Annotated in this window: 24 protein-coding genes, 2 tRNA genes and 1 other RNA gene; 11 read left to right on the top strand and 16 right to left on the bottom strand. The window is 57.4% G+C overall.

The window, feature by feature from the left end:
* Positions 1 to 114: 114 nt before the first annotated feature.
* Together solA and ABLV52_RS03370 are read left to right on the top strand one after the other, a co-directional pair.
* Positions 115 to 1,233, top strand: a complete 1,119-nt coding sequence (gene solA, locus ABLV52_RS03375) for an N-methyl-L-tryptophan oxidase (RefSeq protein ID WP_348890000.1) — start codon at positions 115 to 117, stop codon at positions 1,231 to 1,233.
* A gap of 72 nt (positions 1,234 to 1,305) precedes the next feature.
* On the top strand, positions 1,306 to 1,419 hold the full coding sequence (locus ABLV52_RS03370) for a DUF2770 family protein (protein ID WP_004204539.1): 114 nt from the start codon (positions 1,306 to 1,308) through the stop codon (positions 1,417 to 1,419).
* Here the strand turns inward: ABLV52_RS03370 and ABLV52_RS03365 are convergent.
* The gene (locus ABLV52_RS03365) at positions 1,405 to 2,469 is read right to left on the bottom strand and encodes a rhodanese-related sulfurtransferase (protein WP_023289122.1); all 1,065 of its coding nucleotides are present in this window, start codon (positions 2,467 to 2,469) and stop codon (positions 1,405 to 1,407) included. The two genes, ABLV52_RS03370 and ABLV52_RS03365, sit on opposite strands and share 15 nt — an antisense overlap.
* A gap of 204 nt (positions 2,470 to 2,673) precedes the next feature.
* On the opposite strand from ABLV52_RS03365, the gene ABLV52_RS03360 reads away from it, so the two are divergent.
* The 3 genes from ABLV52_RS03360 (at position 2,674) to ABLV52_RS03350 (ending at position 5,482) form a co-directional block, all read left to right on the top strand.
* Positions 2,674 to 3,594, top strand: coding sequence for a Kdo(2)-lipid IV(A) acyltransferase (locus tag ABLV52_RS03360; protein WP_044522065.1), 921 nt, complete (start codon positions 2,674 to 2,676; stop codon positions 3,592 to 3,594).
* A 171-nt stretch (positions 3,595 to 3,765) separates the two neighbouring features.
* On the top strand, positions 3,766 to 5,004 hold the full coding sequence (gene mdtG, locus ABLV52_RS03355; protein WP_044522063.1) for a multidrug efflux MFS transporter MdtG: 1,239 nt from the start codon (positions 3,766 to 3,768) through the stop codon (positions 5,002 to 5,004).
* 91 nt (positions 5,005 to 5,095) lie between these two features.
* A complete protein-coding gene (locus tag ABLV52_RS03350; protein WP_002898981.1) occupies positions 5,096 to 5,482 on the top strand; it encodes a MysB family protein in 387 nt (128 codons plus the stop codon).
* On the opposite strand, the gene ABLV52_RS03345 is transcribed toward ABLV52_RS03350, so the two are convergent.
* The 3 genes from ABLV52_RS03345 to mdoG all read right to left on the bottom strand — a co-directional run bounded on the left by ABLV52_RS03345 (position 5,483) and on the right by mdoG (position 9,851).
* Positions 5,483 to 5,710 carry a YceK/YidQ family lipoprotein gene (locus tag ABLV52_RS03345; RefSeq protein ID WP_004204534.1) on the bottom strand — a complete coding sequence of 76 codons (228 nt, stop codon included), beginning with the start codon at positions 5,708 to 5,710 and terminating at the stop codon, positions 5,483 to 5,485. It abuts the gene before it with no gap.
* Between the two features lie 66 nt (positions 5,711 to 5,776).
* A complete protein-coding gene (gene mdoH, locus ABLV52_RS03340) occupies positions 5,777 to 8,305 on the bottom strand; it encodes a glucans biosynthesis glucosyltransferase MdoH (protein WP_023289118.1) in 2,529 nt (842 codons plus the stop codon).
* A complete protein-coding gene (gene mdoG / locus ABLV52_RS03335) occupies positions 8,298 to 9,851 on the bottom strand; it encodes a glucans biosynthesis protein MdoG (RefSeq protein WP_004140751.1) in 1,554 nt (517 codons plus the stop codon). The genes mdoH and mdoG overlap by 8 nt, the downstream gene beginning before the upstream one ends.
* Before the next feature lie 251 nt (positions 9,852 to 10,102).
* Here mdoG and mdoC point away from each other — a divergent pair, with 251 nt between their 5' ends.
* Positions 10,103 to 11,263: a glucans biosynthesis protein MdoC gene (gene mdoC, locus ABLV52_RS03330; protein ID WP_023289117.1), complete on the top strand. Its 1,161-nt coding sequence runs from the start codon at positions 10,103 to 10,105 to the stop codon at positions 11,261 to 11,263.
* 34 nt (positions 11,264 to 11,297) lie between these two features.
* Here the strand turns inward: mdoC and ABLV52_RS03325 are convergent, their stop codons facing one another.
* From ABLV52_RS03325 to ghrA, 6 genes are all read right to left on the bottom strand, one after another.
* Entirely contained in the window at positions 11,298 to 11,891 is a 594-nt protein-coding gene (locus ABLV52_RS03325) for a TetR/AcrR family transcriptional regulator (protein WP_101990593.1), read from the bottom strand.
* Positions 11,892 to 11,956: 65 nt separating this feature from the next.
* On the bottom strand, positions 11,957 to 12,484 hold the full coding sequence (ymdB, locus tag ABLV52_RS03320; protein ID WP_023289115.1) for an O-acetyl-ADP-ribose deacetylase: 528 nt from the start codon (positions 12,482 to 12,484) through the stop codon (positions 11,957 to 11,959).
* 151 nt (positions 12,485 to 12,635) lie between these two features.
* Positions 12,636 to 13,118 (bottom strand): DUF1097 domain-containing protein, encoded by a 483-nt coding sequence (locus ABLV52_RS03315; protein ID WP_044522057.1) that lies wholly within the window; start codon positions 13,116 to 13,118, stop codon positions 12,636 to 12,638.
* Positions 13,119 to 13,221: 103 nt separating this feature from the next.
* Complete coding sequence (locus ABLV52_RS03310; RefSeq protein WP_023289113.1) at positions 13,222 to 13,776, bottom strand: molecular chaperone; 555 nt, start codon at positions 13,774 to 13,776, stop codon at positions 13,222 to 13,224.
* 22 nt (positions 13,777 to 13,798) lie between these two features.
* Positions 13,799 to 14,536 carry a phosphatase gene (locus tag ABLV52_RS03305; RefSeq protein ID WP_048334661.1) on the bottom strand — a complete coding sequence of 246 codons (738 nt, stop codon included), beginning with the start codon at positions 14,534 to 14,536 and terminating at the stop codon, positions 13,799 to 13,801.
* An 88-nt stretch (positions 14,537 to 14,624) separates the two neighbouring features.
* A complete protein-coding gene (gene ghrA, locus ABLV52_RS03300) occupies positions 14,625 to 15,563 on the bottom strand; it encodes a glyoxylate/hydroxypyruvate reductase GhrA (RefSeq protein ID WP_023289112.1) in 939 nt (312 codons plus the stop codon).
* Positions 15,564 to 15,831: 268 nt separating this feature from the next.
* On the opposite strand from ghrA, the gene ABLV52_RS03295 reads away from it, so the two are divergent.
* Positions 15,832 to 15,919: transfer RNA gene (locus ABLV52_RS03295), tRNA-Ser, on the top strand.
* Positions 15,920 to 16,193: 274 nt separating this feature from the next.
* Here ABLV52_RS03295 and ABLV52_RS03290 read toward each other — a convergent pair.
* Positions 16,194 to 17,099: a LysR family transcriptional regulator gene (locus ABLV52_RS03290; RefSeq protein ID WP_023289111.1), complete on the bottom strand. Its 906-nt coding sequence runs from the start codon at positions 17,097 to 17,099 to the stop codon at positions 16,194 to 16,196.
* A 114-nt stretch (positions 17,100 to 17,213) separates the two neighbouring features.
* Here ABLV52_RS03290 and ABLV52_RS03285 point away from each other — a divergent pair, with 114 nt between their 5' ends.
* The 4 genes from ABLV52_RS03285 to ABLV52_RS03270 all read left to right on the top strand — a co-directional run bounded on the left by ABLV52_RS03285 (position 17,214) and on the right by ABLV52_RS03270 (position 19,183).
* A complete protein-coding gene (locus ABLV52_RS03285; RefSeq protein WP_348889998.1) occupies positions 17,214 to 18,074 on the top strand; it encodes a pirin family protein in 861 nt (286 codons plus the stop codon).
* Positions 18,075 to 18,092: 18 nt separating this feature from the next.
* Positions 18,093 to 18,770, top strand: a complete 678-nt coding sequence (locus tag ABLV52_RS03280; RefSeq protein WP_002898927.1) for an isochorismatase family protein — start codon at positions 18,093 to 18,095, stop codon at positions 18,768 to 18,770.
* A 145-nt stretch (positions 18,771 to 18,915) separates the two neighbouring features.
* A tRNA-Ser gene (locus ABLV52_RS03275) sits at positions 18,916 to 19,003 on the top strand.
* Between the two features lie 43 nt (positions 19,004 to 19,046).
* Positions 19,047 to 19,183: non-coding RNA, RtT sRNA (locus ABLV52_RS03270), on the top strand.
* Between the two features lie 152 nt (positions 19,184 to 19,335).
* Here ABLV52_RS03270 and ABLV52_RS03265 read toward each other — a convergent pair.
* The 5 genes from ABLV52_RS03265 to efeU all read right to left on the bottom strand — a co-directional run bounded on the left by ABLV52_RS03265 (position 19,336) and on the right by efeU (position 24,809).
* A complete protein-coding gene (locus ABLV52_RS03265) occupies positions 19,336 to 19,980 on the bottom strand; it encodes a DsbA family protein (protein ID WP_049013714.1) in 645 nt (214 codons plus the stop codon).
* A 237-nt stretch (positions 19,981 to 20,217) separates the two neighbouring features.
* Complete coding sequence (gene phoH, locus ABLV52_RS03260; RefSeq protein ID WP_002898923.1) at positions 20,218 to 21,006, bottom strand: phosphate starvation-inducible protein PhoH; 789 nt, start codon at positions 21,004 to 21,006, stop codon at positions 20,218 to 20,220.
* A gap of 505 nt (positions 21,007 to 21,511) precedes the next feature.
* On the bottom strand, positions 21,512 to 22,795 hold the full coding sequence (gene efeB, locus ABLV52_RS03255; RefSeq protein ID WP_348889997.1) for an iron uptake transporter deferrochelatase/peroxidase subunit: 1,284 nt from the start codon (positions 22,793 to 22,795) through the stop codon (positions 21,512 to 21,514).
* A 4-nt stretch (positions 22,796 to 22,799) separates the two neighbouring features.
* Positions 22,800 to 23,927, bottom strand: coding sequence for an iron uptake system protein EfeO (gene efeO, locus ABLV52_RS03250; RefSeq protein WP_348889996.1), 1,128 nt, complete (start codon positions 23,925 to 23,927; stop codon positions 22,800 to 22,802).
* Between the two features lie 51 nt (positions 23,928 to 23,978).
* The gene (gene efeU / locus ABLV52_RS03245; protein ID WP_032452417.1) at positions 23,979 to 24,809 is read right to left on the bottom strand and encodes an iron uptake transporter permease EfeU; all 831 of its coding nucleotides are present in this window, start codon (positions 24,807 to 24,809) and stop codon (positions 23,979 to 23,981) included.
* Positions 24,810 to 24,845 lie beyond the last annotated feature (36 nt).

Genomic DNA, 24,845 nt, shown 5'->3' with positions numbered 1-24,845 from the left:
AATGACTTAACAATAAGCTTAACAGGCACCTGCGGGTGCCTGAATTATTTTCGGGCTTGTATAAGCACAGGGAGTTAATTACCCTGCTAACAAGGCAATTACCCGGAACTCACCATGCAATACGATCTTATCATTATCGGCAGCGGCTCCGTCGGCGCCGCCGCTGGCTATTATGCGCGTCGTGCCGGACTCAATGTTCTGATGACCGATGCCCATCAGCCTCCTCACCAGGAAGGCAGCCATCACGGCAGCAGCCGTCTTATCCGTCACGCCTATGGCGAAGGTGAAAAATATGTTCCGCTGGTGCTGCGCGCCCAGCAGCTGTGGGATGAACTGGCCGAGATCAGTGGCGAAGCCGTGTTTGAACGCACCGGCGTCATAAACCTCGGCCCCGCCAGCTCCCCTTTCCTCGCCAACGTTGCCGCCAGCGCCCGTGCGTTCCAGCTTGAGGTGGAAGAGCTGGATGCCCAGGCCGTGATGCAGCGCTGGCCGGAGATACGCCTCCCCGATGACTATCGGGCGATTTTTGAACCCGCTTCCGGCGTACTGCGCAGCGAACTGGCCGTGGAAACCTGGATCCGTCTGGCGCGGGAAGCGGGCTGCGCGCAGCTATTTAACTGCCCGGTCTCGGCTATTCATCACCATGCAGATGGGGTCACCATCGATACCCTCGACGGTGAATATCATGGTAAAAAGCTGCTGGTCAGCGCCGGGACCTGGGTCACCCGCCTGCTTCCGGATCTCCCCATCCAGCCGGTACGCAAGGTGTTCGCCTGGTACCAGGCCGATGGCCGTTACAGCAGCAAGAATCACTTCCCGGCCTTCACCGGCGAGTTGCCCAACGGCGATCAATACTACGGTTTCCCGGCGGAAGATAACGAGCTGAAGATTGGCAAGCATAACGGCGGTCAGCCGATCTCCATGCCGCAGGAGCGAGTGGCGTTTGGCGCTGTCGCCAGCGATGGCTCCGAATCGTTTCCGTTTTTGCGTAACGTCCTGCCCGGGATCGGCGGCTGCCTGCACGGCGCCTCCTGTACCTACGATAATACCGTCGATGAAGACTTTATTATCGATACGTTACCCGGCAGACCAGACACGCTGCTCATCACCGGTCTGAGCGGGCACGGCTTTAAGTTTGCCCCAGTGCTGGGGGAAATTGCCAGTCAGTTTGCTCAGTGCGAAGCTTCGAGCTTCAACCTGGCGCCCTTCTCGCTGGCGCGCTTTAACGCGTAATGGAATGCGGCACTTTTGCCGTCGGGCAAAAAAAACGGCCTCTGTCGAGGCCGTTAGTGATTGAGAGCGGTTATGCGTCGCCTGTTTAATTTGCTGGTCAATAACGTCCGCGAGCACTTTATGATCTACCTGGCGCTCTGGCTGCTGCTGGCGATCATCGATCTTGTCTGGTTATGGTTTTTCTGACGGCTCAGGATCGAGGATCCCGAGTTTGGTATTCAGCCGGCCACGGGATTTATTAAAGATTTTATTGCCGTTTTCACGCCCGGCGCGCAGCTGACGCTGCTCCTCTTCCGGCAGCTTATGCTCTTCCATGCAGGCTTCGCTACAGCAGCCGGCAAACTTCTCGGCACAGCTCGGGCACTGGATAAACAACAGATGGCAGCCATCATTCAGGCAGTTGGTATGGGTGTCGCACGGCGCGCCGCACTGATGACAGTGCGCGATAACGTCATTGGAGATCCGCTCGCCCATCCGTTCATCAAAGACAAAGTTTTTGCCAATGAAACGCACCGGCAGCCCCTGCTCACGGGCGCGGCGGGCGTACTCAATGATGCCACCCTCGATGTGCCAGACCTTATTGAAGCCGTTATGCTTCATCCAGGCGCTGGCTTTTTCACAGCGAATACCACCGGTGCAATACATGACAATTTTCTTGTCTTTATGGTCCTGCATCATTTCAACGGCTTTCGGCAACTGGTCGCGGAAGGTATCCGCTGGGATCTCCAGCGCGTTTTCGAAATGGCCCACCTCATATTCATAGTGGTTGCGCATATCGATAAACACGGCATCCGGATCGTCAAGCATCGCGTTGACCTCCGCCGCCTTGAGATAGTCTCCGACGTTGGAGGCGTCGAAAGAGGGATCGTCGATGCCGTCGGCAACGATGCGGTCGCGCACTTTCAGACGTAGCACCCAGAACGATTTACCGTCGTCCTCGAGAGCGATATTGAAACGCAGCCCCGCCAGCGCCGGATCGAAGCCATTGAGAAACTCACGCAGGGCTTCAACGTTGCTTTCCGGCACGCTGATTTGCGCGTTGATCCCTTCCCGGGCCAGATAGATGCGGCCAAAGACTTTCAACTGGGTTAAGGCAACCCACAGCGCATCGCGGGTCGCTTGCGGATCGACAATGGTGAAATATTTATAGAACGAGATCGTCGTGCGCGGCTCGGTTTCAGCCAGCATTTGCGCCTTTAACGTCTCATTTGAAATGCGGTTGTGTAACACTGGCATGGTGTACCTGCTCGACATAGAAATGAGGAAATAAACGGCGGGCATGATATAGCAAAGCTTATTAATTTACATCCCTACATTTTACGCTACATTTTTCTCACCGGTCGCCCCCCACTTAACAAAACGATGTGGCTGTCGCCGCCTTTGGCTGGCCGGTAAAAAAATGCGATAATATAAGATGTTGCTCACTGATACGGGTATGAAATGACTCATTTGCCTAAATTTTCTCCGGCGCTGCTGCATCCGCGCTATTGGCTGCTGTGGCTGGGTATCGGCCTGCTGTGGCTGGTTGTCCAACTGCCCTACCCGCTGATCTACCGCCTCGGGAACGCCATCGGCCGGCTGGCCATGCGATTTATGAAGCGCCGGGCGAAGATCGCCTATCGCAACCTTGAGCTCTGCTTCCCCGAGAAAAGCGAGCAGGAACGTCACCGGATGGTGGTGATGAACTTTGAATCGGTGGGTATGGGGCTGATGGAGACCGGTATGGCCTGGTTCTGGCCGGTTCGCCGTATCGCCCGCTGGACCGACACCATCGGCTTTGAGCATATTCGCGATGTGCAGGCGCAGCAGCGCGGAATTCTGCTGATCGGCATTCATTTCCTGACACTGGAAATGGGCGCGCGGATGTTCGGCATGAACGAGCCGGGGATTGGCGTCTATCGTCCCAACGATAACCCGGTCATCGACTGGCTGCAGACCTGGGGCCGACTGCGCTCCAACAAGGACATGATCGACCGCAAGGATCTGAAAGGTATGATCCGCGCGCTGAAAAAAGGCGACGTGGTGTGGTACGCGCCAGATCATGATTACGGCCCGACCGCCAGCGTCTTCGCCCCACTGTTTGCCGTAGACCAGGCGGCGACCACCTCCGGCACCTGGATGCTGGCGAAAATGTCCAAAGCCTGCATCGTGCCCTTTGTTCCACGCCGTAAACCGGACGGTAAAGGTTATGAACTGATTATCCTGCCGCCAGAGTGCTCCCCGCCGCTGGACGACGCGGAAACCACCGCTGCGTGGATGAATAAGATCGTAGAGCAGTGCATTATGATGGCCCCGGAACAATATATGTGGCTCCATCGCCGCTTTAAAACCCGTCCCGAGGGGATGCCCTCCCGCTACTGAACCTCTTTCCCGGCCGCGCGCCTCCCGGCCGGGAATCCCCAGCGCTCAGGCTTTACGCTCTGCTTTAGCTTTAAAAGCTTTCCTCCATTGCGGCATTTATTTCCCAAGCGCATAATTAGCAGGCTCATATTTTCTCTTAATTTGACCTGCCGCGCAGGCCAGTGGAATCCTATGTCGTCTGCTGATACCCCCATTAACTGGAAACGAAACCTGACCGTCACCTGGCTTGGCTGCTTTTTAACCGGCGCCGCCTTCAGCCTGGTCATGCCCTTTCTGCCGCTCTACGTCGAACAACTCGGCGTCACCGGGCATAGCGCCCTCAACATGTGGTCCGGGCTGGTCTTTAGCATCACTTTTCTCTTCTCCGCCATCGCCTCGCCGTTCTGGGGCGGACTTGCTGACCGCAAGGGACGTAAAATCATGCTGCTGCGTTCAGCCCTCGGGATGGCCATCGTCATGATGTTGATGGGGATGGCGCAGAATATCTGGCAGTTTCTGCTACTGCGCGCGCTGCTCGGCCTGCTGGGGGGCTTTATTCCCAATGCCAACGCCCTGATTGCCACCCAGATCCCGCGCCATAAAAGCGGCTGGGCGCTCGGCACGCTGTCAACCGGCGCGGTAAGCGGCGCCCTGCTCGGCCCGCTGGCGGGTGGCTTCCTGGCCGACCACTGGGGCCTGCGTACTGTCTTCTTTATGACCGCGGCGGTGCTGTTTATCTGCTTCCTGTTTACCCTGTTTTTAATCCGTGAAAATTTTGTTCCGATCGCCAAAAAAGAGATGCTCAGCGCGAAGGCGGTGTTCTCCTCGCTGCAGAATCCGAAACTGGTGCTCAGCCTGTTTGTCACCTCGCTGATCATCCAGGTCGCCACCGGCTCCATTGCGCCGATCCTGACGCTTTACGTGCGCGATCTGGCGGGTAACGTCAGCAATATCGCCTTTATCAGCGGGATGATCGCCTCGGTGCCGGGCATTGCCGCCCTGATGAGCGCCCCTCGTCTGGGCAAACTGGGGGATCGTATCGGACCGGAAAAAATCCTCATCGTGGCGCTGATTATCTCGGTGCTGTTGCTGATCCCGATGTCGTTCGTCCAGACCCCGCTGCAGTTAGGTATCCTGCGATTCCTGCTCGGCGCCGCGGACGGCGCGCTGCTGCCGGCGGTGCAAACCCTGCTGGTGTATAACTCCACCAGCCAGATCTCCGGGCGGATCTTCAGCTATAACCAGTCATTTCGTGATATTGGCAACGTCACCGGCCCCCTGATCGGCGCCTCAGTTTCCGCCAACTACGGCTTTCGCGCCGTCTTCCTTGTCACCGCAGGAGTGGTGTTGTTTAACGCGATCTATTCGACCCTCAGCCTGCGCCGGCCAGCCGCGGACGCCTCGCAGCCCGACCGCCATTCAGTAAATTAACGTCCAGAGGGGCTCAGCCCCTTGACGCTTTGCCTGGCGCCTTCTATAGATTGAATCGTGTTCAATTCATATTCTTCTCAGGAGATTCGCTATGCCAAAGGATTCGATGTTCTATGCCACGCTCGAAGAAGCTATTGATGCAGCACGTGAAGAATTTCTCGCCAACAACCCTGACAGCGATGAAGAGAGCGCTAACGTTGAGCAGCTCAATATTCAAAAGTATGTGCTGCAGGATGGCGATATCGCCTGGCAGGCCGAATTTTTTGCTGACGAAGAGGAACAAGGCGAATGCTTACCGATGCTCAGCGGCGAAGCAGCGCAGAGCGTCTTCGATGGGGATTATGATGAGATAGAGCTGCGTCAGGAGTGGCTGGAGGAAAATACGCTCCATGAGTGGGATGAAGGTGAATTCCAGCTCGAGCCCTCGCTGGACACCGAAGAGGGACAGACGGCGGCCGACGAGTGGGACGAGCGTTAATCAGTTATAGGGCCCGTGGCTGGCGTCCAGCGGCAGCAGCAGCGTATCGAAAACCAGCGAGAACGGCAGGTCCAGAATGGTGAGATAGCGCCATCCTGAATCACGAACGTCCCACTGCACGCCCGGGTAATATTGATTGCCATGCCCCTGCCCGGGCACCGTCCGGCTAATAATGCTGCCGCAGCCGCTAAGCAGCAGCGCCATGGCAATGATAGGTAGTATTCGCATCCACAACCTCGTGTTTCAGATAAAAAAATACCGGCATCGCTGCCGGTATTTTCCTTAACGTACGGCTTATTTCGTTTTCAGCGCCAGCGGGTTAAGCGCCAGCTGCTGATAGGCGTTCACCCACGAGGAGTATTTCTCCGGCGCGGCCCATACGCGATAGTGCAGACGCGACATGGTTACCGGGTCGCTCAACAGCACCAGTCGACGATCGCGGTTCAGCTTATCCGGCGTTTCATTCAGCGCCTGCTCGACATGGCGCTCGCGGGCGATCTCCAGGATATGACCCTGACGGTGGCGCGCGGTGGCCATCGCGGTCGCGAGGGCGTTAAACGACGGGTTAAACACCGCGTGCATAAAGCCATCGTCCAGCGAACGCTGACGGTTCAGCGTCAGGTACGCATCGGTATCCTTGAGCACCTGCGGCGGCGAATACTCTTCCGGGATCAGGAACAGCTTCCAGCGCTTGGTGCGCAGGCCCACGGTCGCCCGGCTGGAGATCGCCGACACGAACGGCGACAGGATCAGCGATACGACAATCGGCGCCAGCCAGAACAGGAAGCGCAGATCCAGCCATGCCATTCCGACCGCCCATACCAGCCCCAGCAGCAGTTGCGAGCCGTGACGCATAAAGGCTTCTCCCCATGGCGTGGAGTCATCATCACGCTGCGGCGAATTCCACACCACTTCCCAGCCGAGGAAGGCGCTGACCACGAAGACGGTGTGGAATAGCATGCGCACCGGCGCCAGCAGGACCGAGAACAGGACCTCCAGCAGCAGGGAAAGCGTCACGCGGATAAATCCACCGTACTCCTTCGGCCCCTTACACCACACCAGGATGATACTCAGCAGCTTCGGCAGGAACAGCAGCACCATGGTCGAGGCGAACAGCGCAATAGCCAGCTCCGGACGCCACTGCGGCCATACCGGGAACAGCTGACGCGGCTGCAGGAAGTACTGCGGCTCGGTCAGGGCATGCACCACCTGCAACGCTGTCGACAGGGCAAGGAACATAAACCACAGCGGCGCCGACAGGTAGGACATCACGCCGGTAAGGAACACCGCCCGGTGCACCGGGTGCATCCCTCTCACGAGGAACAGGCGGAAGTTCATCAGGTTGCCCTGGCACCAGCGGCGGTCGCGTTTCAGCTCGTCCAGCAGGTTCGGCGGCAGCTCTTCATAGGAGCCCGGCAGATCGTAGGCAATCCACACGCCCCAGCCGGCGCGGCGCATCAGCGCGGCTTCAACGAAGTCGTGCGACAGAATCGACCCGGCAAAGTTGCCCTCGCCCGGCAGCGGCGCCAGCGCGCAGTGCTCAATGAACGGCTTCACGCGGATAATGGCGTTGTGTCCCCAGTAGTGGGACTCCCCCAGCTGCCAGAAATGCAGACCCGCCGTAAACAACGGACCATACACCCGGGTGGCAAACTGCTGGCAACGCGCATACAGCGTGTCCATGCCCGAGGCGCGCGGGGATGACTGGATGATCCCGGCGTTCGGGTTCGCTTCCATCAGGCGCACCAGGCTGCTCAGACACTCTCCGGTCATCACCGAGTCAGCATCCAGCACCACCATGTAGCTATACTGGCTGCCCCAGCGGCGGCAGAAATCATCGATGTTGCCGCTCTTACGCTTCACGCGACGACGACGACGACGGTAGAAAATCTGCCCTTCGCCCTGTACTTCGGCAATCAGCTCCATCCACGCCTTTTGCTCAGCGACACAGATATCGGGGTTATAGCTGTCGCTGAGGATATAGACGTCGAAATGGGCGGCGTTGCCGGTGGCTTTCACCGACTCCCAGGTCGCCCGCAGCCCGGCGAACACGCGGTCAACGTCTTCGTTACAGATCGGCATAATAAGCGCCGTACGGTGCGCCGGGTTCAACGGTTCGTCACCGACCGTCGAGGCGGAAATACTGTACTTATCGCGACCGATCAACAGCTGCAGGAAGCCCATTAACGCGGTCCAGAAGCCGGCGGAAACCCAGCAGAACAGCACCGCGAAGAGGATCAGAATGCCGCTCTGCAACACGTACGGCAGCAGCTGCATGAACGAGACCCACAGGTTCTGCCCCACCATATCGACCGGGTTGATCAGCGCCCAGCCCTGATAAGGCAGAATGGTTTTCATGTACCAGGTCGCCACCACGGTCTGCGATAGCGTCAGCAGCAACAGGATGTAGCGACGAATGGTGCCGACGGTACGCCATTTTTGCTCGCTCTCGCGCTCTTCTTGCGTCAGGCGGGAGAGATAGCGCGGCGTGACATCGCGTCCGCGCAGACGGTCCCAGAAGCGGCCAACCGGGTTGGTACGCCACGGGTCCGGGATCATCGAGGAGCGCTTGGCTTTCGGCATCGCATGCAGCTGGGTGCGGCCTTCATCATCCTTCACCAGCTGATCGCCAGACAGCGAATCCGGCCAGCTGTGCGCCAGCCGCGCCTTGACCGACCCCAGCGGGGAGTCGTCTTCGCGGGCGAAGGTCTGATGTTCGTCATCCAGGGCCTGATGAACGGCCTGCAGGCTGGTGTCCGGCAGCGCCGATTTCTCGGCGTCCGACAGCGGCAATGCGTCAATGTACTTCGTTATCTTATTCATTGGCAGGCAGCTGATAGCTCCAGGTTTCGCTCAACGTGTCATCGCCGTTAACCAGTGCGGCGCGCATTTCCGTCGTTTTCTTCGGATCTTTCACCTTCAAACGCAGGATCATTCGCCAGCCTTTGGTCACCGGATTGTAACGCACGGTATTTTCAACGATTTCAGCGTTATCGCCGGTGCTCGCCTGGGCGGCGACCGGGGTATCCGCCGGCAGTTTTTTCATATCGGCGCCGGTGAAGTCGACAATGAAAGCAATGGTGCCGTCCGGCTGGCGGATCAGGTTCGACTGCTTCACATCGCCGGTAGAGCGGCGGGTCTGCATAACGTACGCGTTATCCGGCGCATGCAGCTTGTCTTCATCGCGGCTGAAGGTGATGGTGTACTTGAAGTTCATCTCCTTGCCCGGCTCCGGCAGCTGATCCGGCGTCCAGTAAGTCACGATGTTATCGTTGGTTTCATCGTTGGTCGGGATTTCGACCAGTTCGATTTTCCCTTTGCCCCACTCCCCTTTCGGGGTGATCCAGGCGCTCGGGCGCAGGTCATAACGATCGTCAAGGTCCTCGAAGCGGGAGAACTGACGGCCGCGCTGCAGCAGGCCGAACCCTTGCGGGTTTTCCATCGCATAGCTGCTAACGGCCAGGTGTTTCGGGTTGTTCAGCGGACGCCAGATCCACTCGCCGTTGCCCGCCAGGATCGACAGACCATTGGAGTCGTGCAGCGCCGGACGATAGTTCAGCGCCGGAGAAGGCTGGTTGGAACCAAACAGGAACATACTGGTGAGCGGCGCCACGCCCAGTTTGCCCACTTTGTCACGCAGGTAAACTTTGGACTGGACATCCACCACGGTATCGCGTCCCGGCATGATCACAAAGCGATAAGCGCCGGTTGCCCGCGGCGAATCCAGCAGCGCATAGATAGTCAGACGCTTGTCGGTAGCTTTTGGACGCTCAATCCAGAACTCACGAAAACGCGGGAACTCTTCGCCGGAAGGCAGCGCGGTATCGATAGCCAGACCGCGCGCGGACAGACCGTATACCTGACCCTGACCCAGCACGCGGAAGTAGCTGGCACCGAGCATGCTGACGATTTCATCGTTCTTATCTTTGCTGTTGATCGGATACAGTACTTTGAAGCCGGCGAAACCAAGGTCTTTCACCGTGTCTTTATCGTGCTGAACGTTACCAAAGTTAAAATAGTCCGGGCTATATTTAATTTTGCGCACGCTGGTGGCCGTCACTTCATTGATGGTGACCGGCGTGTCGAAGTACATACCCTGATGGTAAAATTCAAGCTTGAATGGGGTTTTCTGGTTATTCCAGTAAGCTTTATCGTGATTAAACTGAATTTGCTGGTAGTCCGCGTATTTCATGTCGCGGAAAGCGGAGGGCAGGTTACTCTTTGGCGCTTCATAGCCTTTCCCGGCTAACGTTTTGGCCTCTTTTGCAACGTCATCAATGCTAAATGCCCATGCAGATGAAGTACACAGGGACAACATTACGGCTGCGCTTAACCAACGCATTTTCATCATCTGTGGTTTATGTTTCATATAAGTAAGCACTTCCCCCTTTGTGTGCTTAAATCGATCCGATCTATTTTAATGGAAACTCAGGCAATCCGACAACATAATCCCTGCTTTGTTCAGCGTAGCGGCGCAGGGAATAAACAGTTCGCAGTCCCGTTTGCACTTTGCGTGCTTATCCTGGAGACAGGTACCCCGAGTTCATGTAGGGTTGCTGATAATGTAAGCGTTATCATCTTGAGTGATAAGACGAATTATCTGAGATTGTCGTGAATCGTATGAATAATACTCCGGTACAGCGTGAATATTTTTTCGACAGCATCCGCGCCTGGCTGATGCTGCTGGGGATCCCTTTTCACATTTCGCTGATTTATTCCAGCCATAGCTGGCATGTCAACAGCGCAGAGCCCTCGTGGTGGCTGACGTTGTTTAATGATTTCATTCATGCCTTCCGCATGCAGGTCTTCTTCGTGATCTCCGGCTATTTCTCCTACATGCTGTTCCTGCGCTACCCGCTGAAAAAGTGGTGGAAAGTGCGCGTCGAACGGGTCGGTATTCCGATGCTCACCGCCATCCCGCTGCTGACGCTGCCGCAGTTTATTATGCTGCAGTACGTCAACGGCAAGGCGGAAAACTGGCACACCCTTTCGGGGTACGACAAATTCAACACCCTGGCGTGGGAGCTCATTTCCCACCTCTGGTTTTTGCTGGTCCTGGTGGTGCTGACCTCGCTGGGGGTGGTGCTGTTTAAATGGCTGACGCGCCGCCCGGCTCCGGGCGCTCACGCATTCGGTGACACTGTCACCATGGGCCAGCTGACGATGATTTTCCTCGCGCTGGGGGTGCTTTACGCGCTGATCCGTCGGTCATTATTCGTGATCTACCCGCCCCTGCTGAGCAATGGTCTGTTTAACTTTGTGGTCATGCAGACGCTGTTCTATCTGCCCTTCTTTGTGCTGGGGGCCCAGACCTTTATTAACCCGCGCTTAAAGGCGATGTTCACCACCCCGTCGCCATGGTGTTGCGTGGCGTCACTGCTGGGATTCATCGCTTACCGCCTGAACCAGCAGTATGGATCTGGCGACGGTTGGATGTATGAAACGGAATCGGTGATCACCATGGTGCTGGGGCTGTGGATGGTGAATGTGATCTTCTCGCTCGGCCATCGCCTGCTGAATTTCCAGTCGGCGCGGGTGACCTACTTCGTCAATGCTTCGCTGTTTATTTACCTGGTACACCATCCGCTGACGCTGCTGTACGGGGCGTGGATCACCCCGGCCATTAAGTCGAATACCTTAGGCTTTATTGGCGGGTTGGTTTTTGTGGTGGGGATTGCCCTGATCCTGTATGAAATTCATCTGCGTATTCCGCTGCTGCGTTTCCTGTTCTCCGGTAAACCCATGAGCAAACCAGCAAAAACCCCGGCCTCGGCCAGCTAACCTTTAGCCTTTGCGGCACGCCTGGCGTGCCGCGCTACGCTTGCTCATCAAACAGCCGATCGAAGATCATATTATACAGGGCTTCTAAATCCGCTTTATCGACCGGAGTGGAGGCGCTCAGCTCACAGCGGTAGGCTGCCCCCTCCGTCAGAACGGCGATGAGCTCTGAAGCAGCATTGCGTCGCGCATCGCTGAGACCGGGATGATAGCGCTGCGACAAACGGCCGCCCTCCTCTTTCAACCTCCGATCGGCCTGCACCAGGATCTCGCGCAAGCGTGGGTTACGCGAGGCTTCGGCGTTAATTTCCATCAACAGATAATTGTCGCTTTTGGTGGCTGCCGAAGTCGGGATCCTGCCGGCCAGCACCGCCGCTTTGCGCGCCAGATTGTGGTTCTCATCGATCATCTCCCCGACCCTGGCGTTGACGATTTCGCTAACAATCGCTTCGATGATCGCTTCCTTGCTGGCAAAAATGCGATACAGCTGACCGACGCTCAGGCCCGCGTCGCGGGCGATATCAGCGACAGAGGCGCCATGCAATCCCTTTGCCGCAAAACATCTTTGCGCAGCGGCAACGATCTCCGCGCGGCGCGCCTGCTGCTTCTGCTGTACTTTTCCTTCCGACACCTGCTCCCTCCTGCAATCCATCATTCCTGTCAATACCGGCGGTTATCATAGCCTATTCTGCGGAATCAGGGGTATGCCGCCAGCAGGCGACGATAGATAGCCGCCGTTTCCTCGTCGAAACAGACGAACAGGACCCGTTCAAGCGGGTTATAGCGGGTGAGAAACGCGGTCACGGTGCGCACGGCGATCGCCGCCGCTTCCTCTTTCGGATAGCCATACACGCCGGTGCTGATCGCCGGAAACGCAATGGAGCGGTAGTTGTTTGCCGCCGCCAGCTGCAGGCTGTTTTTGTAGGCATCGGCCAGGGTTTGCGCCTCCATGCGGTCGCCGCCGTGCCAGACCGGGCCCACGGTGTGGATCACCGCGCTGGCGGGAAGATCGCCCGCCATCGTGATCACCGCATGACCAGGGGGACATTCGCCCTGCTGCTGCAACACTTGCTTGCAGGCCGCCAGCAGCGCGGGACCGGCCGCCCGGTGGATCGCGCCATCCACCCCGCCGCCGCCCAGCAGCGAGGGGTTTGCCGCATTCACAATCACATCGACATCAAGCGTCGTAATATCGCCGAGAATTACTTCAGGTTGAACAGCCATTTCTCCTCCTGTCGGCATAGCGCGTAGATACGGCTTTCTGCCGATACTAGGGCATACCCGCCCCCGGGAGCAAGATTATCCCGCCGCGCCGGCGACAAGAAGGTAAAAAAAACAGGACCCTGAGGGTCCTGTTACTATCATCGTCCCGCCGTCAGGCGTTGTCATTGGCGAACGATTTATGCTTATCCGCACGGGCCGCCAGCCACAGGCCACTATTTTTCATGGCATAGCCAAAGACCAGGCCCAGCGCCAGAGAAGGGATAACCAGACGCCAGTCGCCGTCTGCCGCGAAGGTCGCGCAGGCGCCGATAAAGGTGCCGGGGACAAACGACAGCAGCGTCTGTCGCGCCTGGATGCACATCAGAAAGGCCACGACGCCGGTCATCATATAGCTGAGGATCTGCAGCTGCGGGGCCAGCGCGCTACCGTGGATAATCACCAGCGCCCAGACCACGCCGCTCATTACCGTACAGGAGGAGATGGCCAGACCTTTCAGACCGCCCTGCGGGCAGGCGAAATAGGCGGTACAGCCGAGGAAACCGGCCCAGCTCAGCAGGCCGAGGGCGACCGCCACCCATCCCCAAATCCCGGAGAGAATGCCCGTCGTTAATGCGATTGCGAAGAGTATGTTCATGGCGCGTATCCTAGCAGATACGCGTCGGAAGAATGCGATCTAAAACACACTATATGAATGAACCTAATTTCAGTTACATTAAAATAGTGACTTAAATCACATTTTATTGCTCATCTTCTTCCTGAAGCTCGTCCCACATCGCGGCGATGGCGTCGCGGGTCAACGGCGCCATCGTGCGCCAGAACGCTGTGTGCGCATGCGCTTCGACTTTCCCCAGCATTGTCCCGCACCACGGCAGGATATAGTCGGCAAACAGGCGCTCCAGCGTCTCGCTCTGCTCTTCTGTGGCATGATCCTCCAGCCAGGAGGCGGCCAGCAGCAGCGATCCGAGATGATCCGCCGGACCTTCTCCCGTCGGGATGCCATGCTCGCTCAGAAAAGCCCGGACCTCCGCTTCCGAGGAACCCTCCACCCACGCGCTGCGGTACGGCGGGACGCTGCAGGCTTCACCGACGAACAGCGCATTATAGTCCGTCGCCAGGGACTGCATTTCACAGCTTTTCTGCAGACGCGCCAGCAGCTCGTCCTGTTCCAGCGGCCAGCTGGCGGCCAGTTTGCCCTCGCGGATCAGGGTAAACAGCGGCACCAGCAGCGGGTCCTGCGGTTGACGGTAATACAGCGAACCCAGCACGCGGCAGAGGATTGAAAACTCGTTCATTCAGTTATTCCAGTTATACAAATTAAAGGTCAGCAAATTCCGGGATCGCCGGCATACCACGCGACTCGAGGAAGTCGAGCAGGCGACGCGGAGAAACGTTGAGGATCCTCTCCTCCGGGAAATCGACAGCATCGAGGATCTTGCGGCATTCGGTAAACTCTCCGAGGGTAAACGCAGTGTGAGAGTCCGAGCCCAGCGCCACCCACCCTCCGGCGTCGCGCACCGCGGCGGCGATGGCCCGGCAGTTATCTTCACTGCCCACGCGCGATGAAACGAAAGAGGAGTTATTGATCTCCAGCGCCACCTGGTAATGGGCCGCCGCTTCGGCAATGGCCGGGATATCCACCGGGAATTTCGGATTACCCGGATGGCTAATCATATGCACTTTACCGCTGGCCATCGCGGCAATCATCGCCTGCGTATGGGTGGCGCTATCCTGCGGCGGAAACACCGGCTCGTGGAATCCGGCGATGATCAGATCGAGCGACGTCAACATCGGCCCGGAACAGTCGATCTCGCCTTCGATATTTTTAATATTCGACTCAATTCCGCGCAGGATCCCCACACCGTCCACCAGACGGGGCCAGATGCGCATATTAACGAAATGCCAGTAGTGCGGAGCATCCGCCATGTCCGGGCCGTGATCGGTAATGGCGAAGAGTTTGATCCCTTTACGCTTTGCTTCCGCAATATAATCGTGCAGGGTGCTGTAGGCGTGGGTGCTGGCGACGGTATGCATGTGCAGGTCAACGGGATACATCACATTCTCCTCTTCTGTTTGCCGCAAGAATAGCAGGAATCCGGGCGCTTGATTAGCAAAAACCCCGCCGTGGCGGGGTTTGCTTACCTTAATAACCGCGCTGACGATCGACCTGACCGCTAACCGGTTCCCCTCGCTCCAGGCGGCTAATGGTCCCGGCGATGTAGGCAATGGCCTCCATCGGGCGGGTGACTGCCGCCACGTGGGGAGTCATGGCCACCCGCGGGTGCGCCCAAAGCGGGCTCTCCTGGGGCAACGGTTCGCGACTGAAGACATCGAGCATTGCCCCTTTGAGCTTACCGCTGTTCAGCGCCGCCAGCAGATCTTCTTCAACGACATGCACGCCGCGGGCAAGGTTTAGGACATAGCTCTCATCCGGCAGCTGCGCCAGCAGCGTCTGGTTAATAATGCCGACGGTTTCAGCAGTGTTCGGCAGCAGGTTGATCAGCACGCGGGTCCCCTGCAGGAATGTGCCCAGCTCGGCCTGGCCGGCAAAGCTCTGCACCCGCGGCCAGGCTTTGCGGCTACGGCTCCAGACGCGAAGCGGGAATCCCCAGGGTTGCAGGCTTTCCGCCACCTTCGCCCCCAGCACGCCGGCGCCCATAATCCCGACGGTGAAATCGTCGGCAAGATACTCAGGCAACGGCTGCCAGCGGGACGCCAGCTTCTGCGCCTGATAGTCATCGAACCGGCGGAACCAGTGCAGAACCTGGCTCACCGCATACTCCTGCATCTGCCGTCCCATGCCGGTATCTTCAAGACGAAACAGCGGGATCGACAGGGGCAGCATATCCGGATGATCGCGCAGCTTACTGAGGATCGAATCCACCCCCGCCCCAAGGGCGAACACGGCCTTCAGCGCCCTGCCCTGCAGCATCTCTACCGGTGGATGCCAGACCAGGGCATAGTCCGCCGGCTGGTTATCGCCCGCTTTCCATTCGCGCACTCGCGCGCCGGGTAACTGCTTTTCCAGCTCTCGGATCCAGTATTGGGTATCAAAGGTCGGATGGTAAAAAATAATCTCCATAGGGGCTCCTGATAGCAAACGCCCGGGGCAGGTTAATGCTGGCGTCTTATTTTACTCATTGTTTTCTATTGGTTTGCCAGCATAGCAAATTTCCCCTTGTCGCAAAGTGAAAAGGGAGTGGCGACAAAAAAAACGGATTTCGCACGTTTAAGGAGCAAGTTGTTCGAAGTTTGTCTAAACGCGCTGATTTTGCAAAAAGTTGATTGACGGGCGATACGTATTTCCCTACATTAGCGCCCGTTCCCGACAACAGCGGGAAAGACAATATGGTGAGGTGTCCGAGTGGCTGAAGGAGCACGCCTGGAAAGTGTGTATACGGCAACGTATCGGGGGTTCGAATCCCCCCCTCACCGCCATATTTTAAGAAGAGCTCGTACGCAAGTACGGGCTTTTTTTTCGCATGTGGCACCCACCGGGGGGGATGAGAATCCCCGACCGGGGTTCGACAACTGGCAACGCCAGTTGGACAGACCGCGAGCCTGCGAGCGGGCTGCCCCGCAGGGGCGAGCGAAGCGAGTCAATCCCCCCCTCACCGCCATATTCGAGATGAGAGCCTGTACGCAAGTACGGGCTCTTTTCTTTTATATTCTCCGCCGGGGGGACGCCCCCCGGGAAAAGCGAATCCCGAAGCTAATCCTCCTCCATTCGTTGATACTCTTCGCTGAGGTAATCCACCAGCGCTCTAACGGAGGGCAGCAGCCCGCGCCGGGAGGCAAATACCGCATGGATCACTTCCCGCCGCGGCTGCCACTCATCCAGTACCACCTCTAACTCCCCTGACGCCAGCTGATCGCGCACCATCAATAAAGGAAGCTGCACCACCCCCACGCCGGCTATCGCCGCCTCGCGCAGCGCCAGCATATCGGTGGTCACCATTCGCGGCGTGAAATACACCTCCGCCCTTGCCCCTTCAGGCCCGGTAAGCTGCCATTTATGCTGATGCTTGTTCGCCCCCAGGCTGAGCCCCGGCCAGTCGCTCAGCTCAGACGGCGCCTGCGGGCGTCCGAGCCGGGAAATCAGCTGCGAACTGGCCACCAGCCGGTGCCCGCGGTCCGCCAGCACGCGCATCACCAGGTCGCTGTCCTCGATTGGCCGGGGACGGACGCGGATCGCCACATCAATGCCCTCACCGACCACATCCACCCGGCGGTTGGTCGCCTCAAGATGCAATGTTACCCCGGGATAGCGCGCCATAAATCGCGCCAGCATCGGTCCGATATGGACATGCAGCAAGGTGACCGGACAGGTGATCCTGACGCTGCCGCGCGGCTCGGCGCGCAGCGTGTCGACCGCCTGCTGCGCCGCCTCGGCCTCAATCAGCATCGCTTTGCAATGCTGGTAAAAGGTCTGCCCGACCTCGGTGACCGCGAACTGGCGAGTGGTTCGCTGAATCAAACGCACGCCCAACCGCTCCTCGAGTTGCGCAATACGGCGGCTGAGCTTGGATTTCGGCTGGTCAAGCGCTCGCCCCGCCGCGGCGAAACCGCCATGGTCCACGACCTGGACAAACCAGGCGAAGTCATTGAGATCCTGCATCCTTCCTCCATTGTTCCATTTTTGGAACAGTATAGGTCATTTTTGCTTACTACCGCACACGTCGTCCCGGATATAAGCTTATTCACATCAGATACCGATACACAGGAGAAAGCCATGAAACAGATTACAGGAGTCTACACCGCGCCTGCGCAGCATTGGGTAGGCGACGGCTTCCCGGTTCGTTCGATGTTTTCCTATCAGACGCACGGCCAGCAGTTGAGCCCCTTCTTACTGCTCGACTATGCCGGGCCGTACACCTTCCCGGCAGGCAGCGATAAACGCGGCGTCGGTGAGCATCCGCATCGCGGATTCGAAACCGTCACTATCGTCTACGCCGGTGAAGTAGAGCATCGTGACTCCACCGGACGCGGCGGGGTGATCGGCCCAGGCGACGTGCAATGGATGACGGCCGGCGCCGGGATCCTGCACGAAGAGTTCCACTCGGAGGCCTTCACCCGCAGCGGCGGCGAGCTGAAGATGATCCAGCTGTGGGTCAACCTGCCCGCCAAAGACAAAATGACGGCCCCCGGCTACCAGAGCATTACCGCCGGGACAATCCCCACCGCCGCGCTGGCGAATGGCGCCGGACAGGTTCGGGTTATTGCCGGCCAGTATGACGACGTCAGCGGCCCAGCCCATACCTTCTCACCGCTTAACGTGTGGGATCTGCAGCTGAATCAGGGGCACGACCTCACGCTTCGCCAGCCGGAAGGCTGGAGTACTGCGCTGGTGGTACTGGAAGGGGAAGTGATCATCAACGGTTCCGAATCCGCCCGCCAAGGCCAGCTCGCCGTCCTGAGCCAGGCAGGAGACGCACTGCACCTGGAGGCGACAACCCAGACAAAAGTTCTGCTGATGGCCGGCGAACCGCTGCAGGAGCCGATTGTGGGCTATGGCCCCTTTGTCATGAATAACAAAACACAGATCGCAGAAGCCGTTCGCGATTTTAACAGCGGCCGCTTTGGCCAAATCTAACTCATTGAGGTGAATACTATGTCTACTCCCGCTAACTTTAACGGTGCTCGTCCGGTGATTGATGTCAACGATACCGCCATGCTGTTGATTGACCACCAGAGCGGCCTGTTCCAGACCGTCGGCGATATGCCGATGCCAGAGCTGCGCGCTCGCGCCGCCGCGCTGGCGAAGATGGCCTCGCTTGCCGGGATCCCGGTGATCACCACCGCTTCCGTGCCGCAGGGGCCGAACGGTCCGCTGATCCCGGAGATTCATGAGAACGCGCCGCATGCGAAATACATCGCCCGTAAAGGCGAGATCAACGCCTGGGATAACCCGGAATTCGTCGCCGCGGTGAAAGCGACCGGTCGCAAAACGCTGATTATCGCCGGGACCATCACCAGCGTCTGCATGGCCTTCCCGGCGATTGCCGCCGTCGCCGACGGTTATAAAGTGTTCGCCGTGATTGACGCTTCCGGCACCTACAGCAAAATGGCGCAGGAGATCACCCTGGCTCGCGTGGTACAGGCCGGCGTAGTGCCGATGGATACCGCCGCCGTCGCCTCTGAGCTGCAGCGTACCTGGAATCGCCCGGACGCCGCAGAATGGGCGGAGGTGTACACCAAAGTCTTCCCGGCCTACCAGCTGCTGATCGAAAGCTATAGCAAAGCGCAGGACGTCGTGAAGAATAACGAACAGCTTGATTCCCAGCGCTAAAACGCCTGCCCCGCTACGTCGCAGCGGGGCGTTGTTCATTGCGTGAGCGGTCGGTAAAGAAAGAAGAAATTATGCTTGACCGTTTAAACGCAACTCCCTATAGTAGCGCCCCGTTGCCCACCCAAGGTGAGCAGCAAGACAATATGGTGAGGTGTCCGAGTGGCTGAAGGAGCACGCCTGGAAAGTGTGTATACGGCAACGTATCGGGGGTTCGAATCCCCCCCTCACCGCCATATTCGAGATGAGAGCCTGTACGTAAGTACGGGCTCTTTTCTTTTATATTCTCCGCTGGGGGGGATGAGAACCCCCGACCGGGGTTCGACAACTGGCGCAGCCAGTTGGACAGACCGCGAGCCTGCGAGCGGGCTGCCCCGCAGGGGCGAGCGAAGCGAGTCAATCCCCCCTCACCGCCATATTCGAGATGAGAGCCTGTACGTAAGTACGGGCTCTTTTCTTTTATATTCTCCGCTGGGGGGATGAGAACCCCCGACCGGGGTACGACAACTGGCGCAACCACCTGGACAGAACGAAAAAGACAAACCTAATGATACTTTCTCACTTCGTGTTACAGGGGCTTGTTAAGCAAAAATAAAACCAGATTCGCCATATCCTCTGCATAGGTATCATAGTCATCTTGCGCGAGTGATGCATTGTTAATATGATATTTCCCTGAAACATAAAAAGAAGGCGTACCACTTACTTTCATTTTTTCGACCAGATTGTCCTGTCTGGCAATTAAAGCTTTTACCATAAAATTACTTTGCATTTCGGCATATTTCTCGGACGTAATGCCAAGTTGATTAAAGACCTTAACAATATCAGCTGTCGTTTTAATATCACGCTTAACCTGTAAGCCTTCAAACAATAACTTTTCCACCTTGCCATCTACCCCAGCATATTGTGCTACGGCCCATGCTTCTGTTAATGCTGGTCCTAAAGGTCCCATCTGGCTGACATGGTATTTTTCCAGTTTCATATCGGCGGGCAGGCGCTTTCTGATAGCTGTATCAACATTGATGCGCTCTGCAAACGCATAACAAGGTCCGCAGTAGAAGGAAAAAAACTCAACCAGCTGCGGCGGTTGCTTAACAGTAGAATTAATGACAGTGAAGTTTTTCCCTGCCTGATAATCTTTACTATAAGCAGCAGATGACAACCCCACCATCAAAATAGTAATTAATAACTTGATAACTTTCCCATGTACGACCATAGTGCTTCCCTTACAAGTATCCATACAATTAAATGAGTAAAACGGCGTAAGACGAAAGAAATTATTAGAAAGGCGCTTATGTATAGCAAAGCAGATATTCTTGTATTACAGAGAAGAAATTCTATCACCTACAGCGATGGATCCCTTAAAACAGAAATTTTATCCGCACTTCAGACTGTCGCAAAGATCAAAACAACAAAGCCCGGGCTAGCCCGGGCCTTGCTCACAGTATGACGCTCAATAATAGGCTTTCAGCGTCCGCTGGCAGAGGGCCGAGCGCACGCAGTCATCGGTGGTGAAACGCACGATGCCGATCATCTCGTCTTCCTCAAAACGCGCCAGCGCATCACTTAGGCCAGATCTCACACCAGAGGGCAAGTCGCACTGGGTGATATCGCCATTGACGATGACCGTCACGTTCTCCCCGAGGCGGGTTAAAAACATCTTCATTTGCGCTGCGGTCACGTTCTGGGCCTCGTCCAGAATCACCACCGCATTTTCAAAGGTACGTCCGCGCATATAGGCGAACGGCGCGATTTCCACCTTGCCGATTTCCGGACGCAGGCAGTACTGCATAAAGGAAGCCCCCAACCTTTTCACCAGCACGTCGTAAACCGGTCGGAAATAGGGCGCGAACTTCTCGGCGATATCTCCCGGTAAGAAGCCGAGATCTTCGTCGGCCTGCAGAACGGGACGGGTAACAATAATTCTGTCCACATCCTTATGGATCAGCGCTTCCGCTGCCTTCGCCGCACTAATCCAGGTCTTGCCGCATCCGGCTTCGCCGGTGGCGAAAATCAGCTGTTTATTGTCGATGGCATTCAGATAATGCGCCTGAGCCTCATTGCGCGCCTCAATTGGGGAAGTATCACGGCTGTCCCGCGCCATGCCAATTGCTTCTACGCCACTCATTTGCACAAGCGATGTGACCGATTCTTCTTCACGCTGCTTATGACTGCGTGAATCCCGTCTCAGCACACGTTTTGCTTCACGACGAGCTTTGATCACTGCTTTTTGTCTTCCCATGGATAGCACCTTGCGTTGTAGGTTTACATCACACGCGTCAACATCGACGCGACTATGCGCACGAACGATTGAGGTTTGGCTTCCTTGTAAGCCATTGCTTGCCGGTAGAACTGACAACGAGTCGCGGCTACGCGCACCGCGTACCCTGCCAAGGTGATAATAATTCGAAGCGGAGGGAGAAAGAGTGAGAAAATCGCTGCCGGAAGCGGGGCTTCCGTGCTGAAGAGTACGGTCTGTGGTTTTACGTTGTCCGGTACGGGACCTTACCATTCGCGATCTCCATAGTGAAACGTCACACTGCCGGGAACTACCGCGTATGTAATAAGTACATCAAAAAAGATTCTTAATGCAACTTATTTTTCACAATGACGCAACAAATAGTTCTTAAGCAAGTGTAGGAGACTATCGGTCATTTGTATTACAGAAATATAACACATGGCAGGAAATATAAGAAAAATGAGAAAAACAGCAGAAAACGCCCTGCCCTTGCGGACAGGGGTCGGTATCAGGCCTGCAGCAGCGTCTGTCCCAGGTAGTGCTTGTCATCCACTACGCCGGGTAAAACAAAGAAGTAGCCCCCGCCAATGGGTTTGACGTACTCCTCCAGCGCCTCGCCGTTAAGCCGTTTCTGCACCGTCAGAAAGCCCTTTTCCAGATCGTGCTGATAGCAAACGAACAACAGCCCCATATCCAGTTGCCCGGCGTTAGTGACACCCAGCGAATAGCTGTAGCCGCGGCGCATCATCAGGCTGGACTGGGTTTCCGGCGTGCGAGGATTGGCCAGACGAATATGGCTATCCAGCGCGATCGTCTCGCCGCCAGGATCGTTGCTGTAATCCGGGGTATCGTGCTCGTTTTTCATCCCCAGCGGCGCTCCGGTGTGTTTGTCGCGGCCAAAGATCGTCTGCTGCTCTTTCAGCGGCGTCCGGTCCCAGAACTCGACGTGAAACTGGATGATGCGCGCCGCCTGATAGCTGCCGCCCACGGCCCAGGCCGGCTCGTCCTGATCCGCCGTTACCCACACGACCTGATCCATCAGCGCGCTGTCATGGCTCGCCGGATTAGCGGTGCCGTCTTTGAAACCCAGCAGGTTGATGGGGGTCTCTTTGCCTTTGCTGCGCGCCGCGCTATCGGAGATAAACCCTTCCCGCTTCCAGCGCACGCTGAGCAAATCCGGCGTATGTTTGATGACATCGCGCAGGGCGTGGATCACCGTATCCTGAGTATTGGCGCAGATCTGCAGCAGCAGGTCGCCATGGCACAGGGCGGCATCCAGCGAATCATTGGGGAAGCGAGTCATCGGCTGCAGTTTTCTCGGCACTTTATCCGCGAGACCAAAGCGCTCATCAAACAGCGAATGGCCGACAGAGACGGTGATGGTCAGGTTATCCGGGGCAATCCACGGCCCTAAGATGCCGGAATCTATCGGCGGCAGCCGGGGATTAGGCGTATCCGGCGCCGGGCCGCCGTGGGTTAAAAAGGCGATACGCTGGGTCAGCAGCCGGAACAGACGCTCGAGGTCGGCTTTATCTGACGCCAGCACGTCGAACGCCACCAGCATCATCGAGGCCTGCTGCGGCGTCAGAATGCCCGCCTGATGCCGGCCGTAGAATGGCTGTTTTTCCTGACGCGCGTCGGGTGCGAGCGTCCCGGGGGAGCTTTCCGCTTTTGCCGCATGCGCCACCGGGCAGCCGCCGGTGATGGCCAGCGCGCCGCCAAGCGCGCCGATCCCTTTCAGTAAGCGACGACGTGACGGCTCGTTCACGTCGTGTGGTTTCTGTTGTGCCATCGACTTAGTCCAGACCCAGGATCCCGCGCAGCTGAGCCAGATCTTCCGCCAGGGTGGTGATCGGCCCTTTCAGCGCATTACGGTCAGCGGTGGTCAGCTTATCGTAAGTTTCGAAACCGTCTTTGGTGCGGTATTTGCTGAGGATACTGTCCACTTTCTTAAAGTTGGCGTCCACTTTCGCCAGCAGCGCGCTGTTCTCTTTTTGCAGCTGCGGGCGCAGCAGGTCGACTATTTTCTGCGCGCCGTCAATATTGGCCTGGAAGTCCCACAGGTCGGTATGGCTGTAGCGATCTTCTTCACCGCTGATCTTGCTGGCCGCGACTTCTTCAATTAATCCTGCCGCACCGCCCACGACTTTTGACGGCGGGAACGCCAGCTCGCTGATGCGTTTTTGCAGCTCCAGCACATCGCTGTTCAGCTGATCGGCATATTTTTCCATGCCCTTGACGCTGTTATCGCCAAACAGCGCATTTTCCAGACGGTGGAAACCGGTGAATTTCGGATCTTCCGCTTTTTTCTCGAAGTCGTCTTCGCGGGCGTCGATGCTGCCGTCAAGGTCAGAGAACAGCTCGGCGATCGGCTCGATGCGCTCGTAATGCTGGCGCGTCGGGGCGTACAACGCTTTCGCTTTCTCGATATCGCCCGCTTTCACCGCGTCGGTAAAGGCTTTGGTGCCGCTGACCAGCTGTGCGGTTTCCGCCGTCACATAGGCTTTGTAAGCGGTGATCGCTTCGCCGAGGCTCAGCACCGCATCGGCTTTCGCCGCGTCTTTGGTAGCGGCGCCGGTGACGATCAGTTTGCCTTTCGGGTTGGTGAGCAGGCCGCAGGTCATGTCATATTCGCCCGGCTGCAGGTTCGCGGTGAGCTTCTGGGTAAAGCCCGGCGCGATGTTCTCACGCTCTTCCACCACCATGACCCCTTTCAGAATCTCCCACTCCAGCGCTTTCTGGCTGTGGTTCTGAATAATAAACTGGGTTTTACCCGCGTTAACGGTCACCTGCATCGGCTCGCACTGTTTATCGTTGACGGTGACTTTGACCTGCGGGATATCCGCAGCCTGAGCACCGAATGCAGAGCTGAGCAGCGCGGCCACGGTCACCCGCAGCGCATTACGGCGAAAATGAATCATCATGATCATCCCTTTCGGTAAGTAGAGTGTCGCTTATAAGCTCGCAGCGCCCGGTCAGGCAGCCCGCGAGGCAGTCGTATTATTTCGCGGCGGCAGCGCAAACAGCACCAGCGCCGGGATCAGATAAAGCAGATAAACAGCCACTTCGCTGACGCTTGGCGTCTCCTGGTAGCCGAAGATCCCTTCCAGCAGCGTGCCGAACAGCGTATGCGTCGACAGCACAGCGCTCAGATCGAAGGCGGTCTCCTGGAACAGGTTCCACAGGCCCGCCTCGTGGAAGGCGCGGATCGCCCCCGCGGCCAGGCCAGCGGCCACCAGCAGGATAAACAGGCTGGTCCATTTGAAGAACACGCCGAGGTTGAGACGGATACCGCCCCAGTAGAGCAGGAAGCCCAGCACGATAGCCGTGGCCAGCCCCAGCAGCGCCCCCAGCGGCGGCCAGATGCCGACATCCTGCTGGAATGCCGCCAGCAGAAAGAAGACCGACTCCAGCCCCTCACGGGCGACCGCGAAAAAGACCATCATCACCAGCGCCCAGCCATGGTGATTGCCGCGCTGTAGCGCCTTGTCCACGGCCTGCTCCAGCTGCTGCTTGACGTTGCGTGAGACATTGCGCATCCAGAAGACCATCCACGTCAGGATCACCACCGCGATGACCGCGACGATCCCTTCGAACAGCTCCTGTTCACGCTGAGGAAATTCACCGGTGGTTTCGTTGATAAAAATGCCTAAGCCAAGACACAGCGCCGCCGCGAGGATCACGCCAATCCACATCACGCCAATCCAGTTGCCGCGCTGGGTGCGTTTCAGATAGCTGGCGATCAGGCTGACAATCAGCGCCGCCTCCAGGCCTTCGCGTAACATAATGAGAAATGGGACAAACATGCCAATACCCTTAAATGTAAAGCACCGTCAACGAAT

This window comes from Klebsiella sp. GB_Kp056 (genome assembly GCF_040064755.1).
GTDB lineage: Bacteria > Pseudomonadota > Gammaproteobacteria > Enterobacterales > Enterobacteriaceae > Klebsiella > Klebsiella quasipneumoniae.
The sequence above is the reverse complement of the archived record's forward strand: the minus strand, read 5'-3'. Positions and strand labels throughout refer to the sequence as shown.